This is a genomic window from Shewanella sp. 5S214 (assembly GCF_041439795.1).
In the GTDB taxonomy this organism is placed as follows: Bacteria; Pseudomonadota; Gammaproteobacteria; order Enterobacterales; family Shewanellaceae; genus Shewanella; species Shewanella vesiculosa.
In genome coordinates, this window is sequence record NZ_JBGOOV010000003.1 from 231,397 (window position 1) to 237,902 (window position 6,506).

The 6,506-nt window shown below is 40.1% G+C and carries 9 protein-coding genes and 1 pseudogene; 9 read left to right on the top strand and 1 reads right to left on the bottom strand.

Annotated features, from left to right (window positions below):
* Window positions 1-6 precede the first annotated feature (6 nt).
* The 4 genes from ACED29_RS03335 to ACED29_RS03350 all read left to right on the top strand — a co-directional run bounded on the left by ACED29_RS03335 (window position 7) and on the right by ACED29_RS03350 (window position 2,977).
* Window positions 7-666: a flavin prenyltransferase UbiX gene (locus ACED29_RS03335; protein WP_124017376.1), complete on the top strand. Its 660-nt coding sequence runs from the start codon at window positions 7-9 to the stop codon at window positions 664-666.
* Window positions 667-673: 7 nt separating this feature from the next.
* Window positions 674-1,204: a hypoxanthine phosphoribosyltransferase gene (gene hpt / locus ACED29_RS03340; RefSeq protein WP_124017377.1), complete on the top strand. Its 531-nt coding sequence runs from the start codon at window positions 674-676 to the stop codon at window positions 1,202-1,204.
* A gap of 67 nt (window positions 1,205-1,271) precedes the next feature.
* Window positions 1,272-2,207: an ABC transporter ATP-binding protein gene (locus ACED29_RS03345; RefSeq protein WP_124017378.1), complete on the top strand. Its 936-nt coding sequence runs from the start codon at window positions 1,272-1,274 to the stop codon at window positions 2,205-2,207.
* Entirely contained in the window at window positions 2,207-2,977 is a 771-nt protein-coding gene (locus tag ACED29_RS03350) for an ABC transporter permease (protein WP_124017379.1), read from the top strand. The genes ACED29_RS03345 and ACED29_RS03350 overlap by 1 nt, the downstream gene beginning before the upstream one ends.
* Window positions 2,978-3,149: 172 nt before the next feature.
* On the opposite strand, the pseudogene ACED29_RS03355 reads toward ACED29_RS03350, so the two are convergent.
* Window positions 3,150-3,374, bottom strand: a pseudogene (locus tag ACED29_RS03355) (tyrosine-type recombinase/integrase); the annotation flags it as partial.
* A gap of 348 nt (window positions 3,375-3,722) precedes the next feature.
* Here ACED29_RS03355 and ACED29_RS03360 point away from each other — a divergent pair.
* The 5 genes from ACED29_RS03360 to ACED29_RS03380 all read left to right on the top strand — a co-directional run bounded on the left by ACED29_RS03360 (window position 3,723) and on the right by ACED29_RS03380 (window position 6,429).
* Window positions 3,723-4,490 (top strand): DUF1883 domain-containing protein, encoded by a 768-nt coding sequence (locus tag ACED29_RS03360; RefSeq protein ID WP_371697034.1) that lies wholly within the window; start codon window positions 3,723-3,725, stop codon window positions 4,488-4,490.
* 87 nt (window positions 4,491-4,577) lie between these two features.
* Entirely contained in the window at window positions 4,578-4,931 is a 354-nt protein-coding gene (locus ACED29_RS03365) for a hypothetical protein (RefSeq protein WP_371697035.1), read from the top strand.
* A gap of 127 nt (window positions 4,932-5,058) precedes the next feature.
* Window positions 5,059-5,352 carry a hypothetical protein gene (locus ACED29_RS03370; protein WP_182698634.1) on the top strand — a complete coding sequence of 98 codons (294 nt, stop codon included), beginning with the start codon at window positions 5,059-5,061 and terminating at the stop codon, window positions 5,350-5,352.
* Between the two features lie 125 nt (window positions 5,353-5,477).
* Window positions 5,478-6,098, top strand: a complete 621-nt coding sequence (locus ACED29_RS03375) for a hypothetical protein (RefSeq protein WP_182698635.1) — start codon at window positions 5,478-5,480, stop codon at window positions 6,096-6,098.
* A gap of 121 nt (window positions 6,099-6,219) precedes the next feature.
* Window positions 6,220-6,429, top strand: a complete 210-nt coding sequence (locus ACED29_RS03380; protein ID WP_182698636.1) for a hypothetical protein — start codon at window positions 6,220-6,222, stop codon at window positions 6,427-6,429.
* Window positions 6,430-6,506: the final 77 nt, after the last annotated feature.

Consider the following 6,506-nt stretch of genomic DNA (forward strand, 5'->3'; position numbering starts at 1 on the left):
TACAACATGGCCTATGCCAAAAAAGCCAAAGCAATTAGTCTCGCCTGGACCGGCGCATCTGGCGCACCATATGGTATTAAGTTGCTTGAATGCTTGCTCGCGGCTGATTACCAAGTTTTTTTAATGGTATCCAGCGCAGCACGTGTGGTGTTAGCCACCGAGCATGGGTTACAACTGAGCGCAAATCCAGATAAAGCCAAGGCTCAATTACTTGAACAACTGCATAATTCCGATGAGCCATTAAAAGGCGAATTAGTGGTGTTAGGTAAAGATGAATGGTTTTCGCCGCCAGCATCAGGCAGTGCGGCACCAAAACAAATGGTGATTTGTCCGTGTTCAACCGGCACATTAGCTGCTGTCGCCACAGGAATGAGTAATAATTTGCTCGAAAGAGCAGCAGACGTAGTATTAAAAGAGCGTGGGCAGTTAATCCTTGTTCCGCGTGAAACTCCTTTTAGTGCCATACACTTAGAGCATATGTTAAGCCTTACACGCAATGGTGCGACCATCATGCCAGCGGCACCAGGTTTTTATCATAATCCCAAATCGGTTCAAGATCTGGTAAACTTCATGGTTTCCCGAATACTTGATCATTTGGGTATTGAACACGACTTAACGAGTCGCTGGGGATACGGACGTACTCAGTCACACGACATCGACAATTGAGAGATTTATGAAGCACACCATTGAAATGATGATTTCTGAGCAAGAAATCAATAAAACTTTAGACCAGTTAGCTGAACGCATTAATGCTCATTACGCTGACAGTGAACGCTTATTAATGGTTGGCCTATTAAAAGGTTCTGTAGTGTTTATGGCCGATTTATGTCGCCGTATCAAAGGCCATGTTGAAATCGACTTTATGGCAGTATCAAGTTATGGTAATTCAACCACTAGCTCACGCGACGTTAAAGTGCTTAAAGACGTGCAGTCTGATATCTCTGGCCGTGACGTGTTAATTGTTGAAGACTTAATCGACTCAGGTAACACCTTAAATAAAGTGCGCGAGATGTTATTACTGCGCGAACCAAAAAGTTTAGCGCTTTGTACTTTATTAGATAAGCCAGAGCGCCGCGAGGTTGATGTTCACGTCGACTTTATTGGTATCACAATTCCTGACGAGTTTATTGTCGGTTACGGTATCGACTACGCAGAGCAATACCGCAACTTGCCTTATATCGCTAAAGTTGTACCACTGGATTAAGCAAACATAATTTATAAACTCCCGCCGATGTGGGAGTTTTTTTTCATTGTAAGTTGAGGATTTCAATATGGCCGATAACGCCAATGCATTGGTGATCGATAACCTTAAAAAAACCTATAAAGGCGGTGTAGAAGCCGTTAAGTCAATTAGTTTGACGGTAAAGCAAGGTGACTTCTTTGCTTTGCTTGGCCCCAATGGTGCAGGTAAATCTACCACCATCGGCATTATCAGCTCATTGGTGCAGAAAACCGCTGGCACGGTTTCGGTATTTGGTTTCGATATAGATAAAGATCTCGAACATGCCAAGTTATGTATCGGGTTAGTACCGCAAGAATTTAATTTTAACCAGTTTGAAACCGTGCAACAAATTGTGGTTAACCAAGCGGGTTACTATGGCGTGCCAAAAGCCGTAGCATTACAACGTGCTGAAAAGTATCTCACCCAACTTGATTTATGGCAAAAACGCCATGCTCAAGCGCGCGAACTGTCTGGTGGCATGAAACGCCGTTTAATGATTGCCCGTGCGTTAATGCACGAACCTAAATTGCTAATATTAGATGAGCCAACAGCTGGCGTCGACATTGAACTTCGTCGTTCAATGTGGGAGTTTTTAAAGCAAATTAACAAACAAGGTGTGACGATTATTTTAACCACACACTACCTTGAAGAAGCCGAAATGCTGTGTCGCACCATTGGTATTATCGATACCGGTTTGCTGGTGGAATGCACCACCATGAAGGCTTTATTGAGCAAGCTAGATGTTGAAACCTTTATTTTCGATTTACGTCATGATCTCGATGTTGCCCCTCAGTTAACCAATATGAACTGCCGCTTAACTGATGCACATACTTTAGAAGTCGATGTGGCGAAATCGAATAACATTAATGAGTTATTTACTCAGTTTACTTCAGCCAATATCGAAGTCTTGTCGATGCGCAATAAAGCCAACCGTCTAGAAGAATTGTTTGTAGAGCTGGTAGAGAAAGCCAAGGAGTCAAAATAATGAAAAGTCTGTATTTTGTGGCTTTTAAAAGTATTTTAACCAAAGAAATTAATCGCTTCACCCGTATTTGGATCCAAACACTAGTGCCGCCAGCCATTACCATGACGTTATATTTTTTAATTTTTGGTAACTTAGTTGGTAGCCGCATCGGTGAAATGGGCGGCGTGACCTACATGGAGTTTATTGCTCCTGGTTTAATCATGATGTCGGTGATCACCAGCTCATACTCTAATGTGGCCTCATCGTTTTATAGCGCCAAGTTTCAACGCAACATTGAAGAAATCATGGTGGCTCCAGTACCGCATTACGTGATGATAGCCGGTTATGTCGGCGGCGGTGTCGCCCGTGGGTTATGCGTGGGCCTAATTGTGACCACAGTGGCGATGTTGTTTGTTGATATCTCTTTACATCATGTTGGCTTGGTTGTTATCACCATGTTTTTAACCTCAGTGTTATTCTCACTCGGTGGCTTGATTAATGCCGTGTTTGCCAAAAGCTTTGACGATATCAGTATTATCCCGACCTTTATTCTTACGCCACTCACCTACTTAGGCGGTGTATTTTACTCGTTATCGTTATTGCCACCTTTTTGGCAAGGTGTATCGGGTTTAAACCCTGTGGTATACATGATTAACGTATTCCGCTACGGATTTTTAGGTTTTGCCGACCTTAGTGTACCGTTATCTATCGCCATCATGGTTGGCTTTTGCGTCAGCTTGTGGGCAGTAGCTTACTATTTGATTTCGCGCGGAATTGGTTTGCGTAGCTAAGTCTCATAGGCGGTAAGTCGCAGCTAAAGCGGTTGTTATCATCTCAGTGTAAAAGGGCTCGTAAGAGTCCTTTTTTATGGGCGTTATTTCATAGATAAATCCGAAAACGAATTTATACCTTTGAATTAACAATGAATATCAATATTTTAGTTTGCGTGCTGTAACTAATTAGTTAACTATAATCCATTGGGCTTTGTACACCTGTTTGGTGCAAACCTGCAACATGGGTATAGATTTGAGTTGTTTTTACATCATTATGGCCAAGCAATTCCTGCGCGGTTCTTATATCGTGACCACGCCTCAGTAAGTTGGTCGCAAAAGAATGCCTAAAAGTATGAGCGGTAATGCGTTTAGTGATAGTCGCTTTCTGAACGTTGTTGTCTAATTGCTTCTCAATATCCAGTTCCCATCATCATTTCCCCCTTTACGTTACCTACACTGTGTTGATATATCTTCATAATGGGTTTGACGGAATAACAATAATATATGAATAAAAAGCAGTCTAAAGAACTATGTTGAGAAAAATAGGGCTGCTCTAATATATTGATCTTACTTGGTTTATTTTTTACATTTGCCATCGACACGTTTAACGTGCAATTTAAGTTTTATATTTGAATGTAAGAGTCATTAAATTGTTTTACTTCAAAGACATAGCAAATGTAGGATGATATTAATCAATAACTTAAACGTGCGGCTTTATCGGTCGAGCCGTTCAATAAGCTGTTATGCCTGAAAGGAGTCGACATTGAATTTTCTAAAATATGATCTGGGCAACCTCAAACGAGGCGAAGTGGTTGAGGTTACTTTGACTAGTGGTGCCAATGTTCGGCTCATGGATAGTTCGAACTTCAGCAGCTATAAAAACGGTCGGAAACATAGATTCTATGGTGGATTAGCGAAGAAATCGCCAATACGAATAGCAGTTCCAAATTCAGGGCACTGGTACGTAGCTGTAGACATGCAAGGGTTGCGTGGCAGTACAAATGCCTCCGTACGTGTTTTACCGGGAGCCTTACCTGAGATCCAGGAGCGAGCACTTTCAGAAGTGCCAAGCTTGGTACGCGACAACGTTCCGCCGCCTACAGAAACTGGCGGAGAAACACATGATGTATTTATCTCTCATGCATCAGAAGACAAAGATGATTTCGTCAGGCCATTAGCCAATTCTTTGATAAAAGAAGGCCTTAATGTTTGGTACGACGAAATGACGCTTAGGATTGGCGATAGCCTGAGGCAAAAAATAGATAAAGGTCTGGCCAATAGTCGCGTTGGATTAGTAGTTCTTTCTCCGTCATTTATAGCTAAAGGCTGGACCAATTATGAGCTTGACGGCATTGTCACTAGGACAGTTTCTGGCGAACAGGTTTTACTACCAATTTGGCACAACATCACGAAACAACAAGTTGTTGACTATAGCCCCTCTCTGGCCGACAAAGTTGCTAGGAGCACTGCAACTCATACGATCAATGAAATTGCAGCTGAAATTGCTGAGCTTATAAGGTCGAGGGCATAACAAATTGCTGCACTCGGAAAAATTTACTCGCTGCGCTCGCAATTTTCCAGTGAGCAAGGCGTTAACTTACTTAATCATGGAGGATTTATGAACATCAAAAAGTGGATGTGGGAGATAGCGACAATATCGGTTGTCTGTGTATTGCTACTTAACCCAGAGTTAGTGTCTTTAGCTTTGTTTGTTGACGCTGTTGGGCTTGATATATTCTTATTACTTATTGAAGTACAGATAGTGGCTGTAAGTGGGTATTACTTTCATACTTGGTTTAAGCCCATATTGATGCCTTTCTATAAATGTTTACTTAAAGTTGACCCCTATTTTTTCATCCCAACGAAGGATTCTGTTGGCAAGTATCCGATGATATTGTGCCATGCAGTCCCTTTTCTGATGTTACTAATTATCGGTGTCACTGTCGCTAAACCAGTTATTGATATGGCGTGACGTAAGTTAACAAGCCTCTGAATTAAGATTTTCCAATGCTTTCATGCCATTTGCAGAGCAAATCGCCCGCCAGCACTCGGTTCACTTATTAGAGGGGCGTTATGTTTTTTATCGAAAGGATTCGTGCATGAATAAATGGTTGTCTAATAAAAGAATCTTTATGCTAGGTTTCTTTCCCGTTCTAGGATTAATTATTACATTCCTTTTAAATTTTATTGCTGGGCCAGGTTATACAACCTCAGTAAATCAAGGTGCTCTTGCTATTTATTTTATGGGGTCTGTCATGTGGTCAGTGTTTGTTTTTTTTACAGGTATATTTATGTACTCAAAATGTAGTTCAATGAATCACATAAAATTTATTCTTGGAGTTTTATCTGTCACTTTTGGTGCCGCCATGCCTTGGATGATCGGTATATCATAGTAATCAAAAACATAACAAAAACATCATGGTGGGAATTTCACTCGCTGAAAAGGCGCTCCTAAAATCCCCATATGTAAAGCGTTAGCTTTTCAGCCGATACCATCAACATAAAAAGGAGTTTATTGATGAAATTTTCATTCCTAATACTTTGTATAATTACTTTTATACCTAAATTTGCATTCGCAGATTATGGGGTACCTTTCATATTTCAAAACTGCTATAAATCGCTAGATTTCGTAACTTTTAAATTTGAGTATGTTAATCATCCTGAACAATTATATGACGAGACTACAAAGGATTTGCCTAACGCTGCTAGGAAAGAACTAGAAGATAAAGGTGTAATATATCCAGGAGTAATAGATACAAGTATTTGCCAATTAGATAATGCCACCATAAAGGTATGGTTAGAAAAAGAAAAGCTACTTTCACTTAGTATTAATGGTGTAACAAAAGTTAATAATATACCTATTAATGGTGGAGCTATTTTCTTTGATAAACTTATTATTGACGGGCATGGTTATCCAAAAGGTGCAGATAAGGGTGGTTTAAGTTTTTGTTTTTTTGGCCCTAACAAAGAGCGCTCTGTCACAAGAGAGTATTTCCATATCTATCAGCAGTATCCAAGTGCAGAGGTAATAGATATGAAGCGCCTTGAAAAAGAAGTAAATGACAGAAATAACTGGGAAAAACCTAGTTATTACCAAAACTGTGATGGTTTTGAACGGTATATTACGGGTGGTTTATAAAAAGCTAACAAGTTGCTTAAATGGACAAAAAACAGTTGGCTTTTGCTCGTTCTTCGCTAATTATAGCCAACAATTTTTCGCCGCTTAGCAAGGCGTTATGTGTTTTCAATGGAGTTGAATCATGAGTCATAATCAGAAAAAGGCATTTTGGGTTATCTTTATTATGTTTTGCTTTGGAGCTACTGCAAGTATCTATCCTCAAGGGGCATTTGATAATATTGGCATAGGTGGTTCAATAATAATGACAGCTTTTTATCTTATCGTTGCCATATTTATTAAAAAGTATGTAAAATCTAATGCCAAAAACATTGAGAAATGGTTTCAAAAATAAACACATAACACATATGAGCCTCCCGCCAGTCAATAGGCGAGCTTAACTTATTTGACTGCTCTTGCAGTCAAATTCAA